At 74.5% G+C, this 1842-nt stretch carries 2 protein-coding genes; both read right to left on the reverse strand.

The window, feature by feature from the left end:
- Nucleotides 1-1492: glycosyltransferase family 2 protein (locus DQW85_RS23580; RefSeq protein WP_113702262.1), on the reverse strand; the 1492-nt coding region annotated here is incomplete at its 3' end.
- Between the two features lie 15 nt (nucleotides 1493-1507).
- A partial coding sequence (locus DQW85_RS23585) for a hypothetical protein (RefSeq protein ID WP_162795291.1) occupies nucleotides 1508-1842 on the reverse strand: 335 nt, incomplete at its 5' end.

Genomic DNA, 1842 nt, shown 5'->3' on the forward strand with positions numbered 1-1842 from the left:
ACGGCGGCTCGGCGTTCGCCAGCCGCAGCGGCGCCGGAACCGAGGGCGGCAGCCAGCGGGGGCCCGCCACCATCGCCGCCAGCCGCAGCCGCGCCCCCCTGAGCTCCACCCACAGGTCCCAGCGCCCCTCCCGGGCCAGCCGAGCCGCCGACAGGGCGGCCGGGTCCAGCGCGAACTCGAACGAGAACCCGTGCTCGGGCACCGCCTCGCCGTCCTCCTGGGCCACGCTCCGCCAGGCGGGCGACACCCTCTCGTCCAGCAGCGGCAGGTTGTCACCCGTCCCGCGCTCGGCCAGCCATACGCGCACACGCGCGCGGCGCAGCTCCTCGACCGCGAACCGGCCGACCGTCGCCCACCCCTCGGCGCGCAGCAGGCCGTCACGCCAGCCGAAGGTCAGCAGGCGGGCGGTCAGCCCCAGCTCCCCCGACACCTCGGACAGGCGCCGCGGCATGGCCGGATGCCGGCCGTACCAGCGTCTGCGCAGGAGCCCGGCGGAGCCGAGGCGCGGCCACAGGCGCCCCTCGCGCTCCCGCGCGAACACCGCCGCCAGCTCCTCCAGCCGTCGTTGGTGCAGCAGGCTCACCATGAGCCGCCGCGCGAACGGGACGCCGAGCCACTCCTCGGGCGCGACACCGTCGAGGTAGCGGGTGATCAGCCCGACCAGGCGGGGGTCGGCCGCGGCTCCCATGCGGGCCACCGCCTCCACCGCCACGACCATGTCGATCTCCAGCGTGTCGCGGTCGAAGTACGGCTTGAGGTCCGGCGCCCGCTCGGCCAGCAGGCGCGACGTCTCCAGCACCGACAGCAGGCGGTCGCGCAGGTTGCCCGGCTCCAGCCGCCGCTGGGTGATGGAGGAGCCCTCCTCCTCGCGCTGCCGCCAGTGGTAGACCACGCCCTTGAGCACGTCCACCGAGGTGGCGCTCACGTGGGCGGCCATGGCGACGGGCTGGTCCTCGTACATGCGCTCGGGGAACCTCAGCCCCAGCGACTCCCAGAACGAGCGCCGGTAGACCTTGTTCCACAGCATGCGGTCGCGGATCAGGAGCGGGTGCCGGGTGATGTGGGTGCGCTTCAGCGGCCGGGCGAACGCCTCCTTGTGCGCCCAGGACGGCACCAGCAGGTTGCGGTTGAGCCGCATGACGTTGCCGCACGCCAGGTCGGAGCCCGTGGATTCGAGCGACGACACGAGCCTCCTGAACGCCTTCGGCGGCACGGTGTCGTCACCGTCGACGAACGCCAGGTAGCGGCCTGTGGCGTGGCGCAGGCCGGTGTTGCGCGCCCGGCCGACGCCCTGGTTGGCCTGCCGGACGAGGCGGATCCGCGGGTCGGCCGCGGCCCGGGCCCCGACCACGGCGGCGCCGCCGTCCCGGCTGCCGTCGTCCACGCAGATCACCTCCAGGTCCCGGAGCGTCTGCGCCGCCAGCGAGTCCAGGCAGGGGCCTATGTACTTCTCGACGTCGTGGAATGGAACGATCACCGAAAGGATCGGCACAGAAGCTCCTCTTCTTCAGCCGGACAGCAGGCGCATGACCCTGCGGGCCACCTTCCGGGGGTGGGCGAGGCGGCGGGAGAGCCGGTAGCCGAGCGTCTTGCGGTAGGCGGCCGCCTTCCGCTGCGTCCTGCGCAGCTTCGCCCTGGCCCGCGCCAGCTCCCGTTCGCGGTAGGTGAGCTTGGTCTCCAGGCGCGCGACCCGGGCCAGGGCCGCGGTGAGCTGGTCGGCCAGGCGGTCGCGGGCGCTGAGCAGGTCGCGGTACGTGGGGGCCGCCGCGGGCGGGAAGGCCGCCTGCCCGAGCTCGGCGTCGAGCTTGCGCGCCTGGTCGAGGTCGGCCTCGGCGCAGGGCC

This window comes from Nonomuraea lactucae (assembly GCF_003313395.1).
GTDB lineage: Bacteria > Actinomycetota > Actinomycetes > Streptosporangiales > Streptosporangiaceae > Nonomuraea > Nonomuraea lactucae.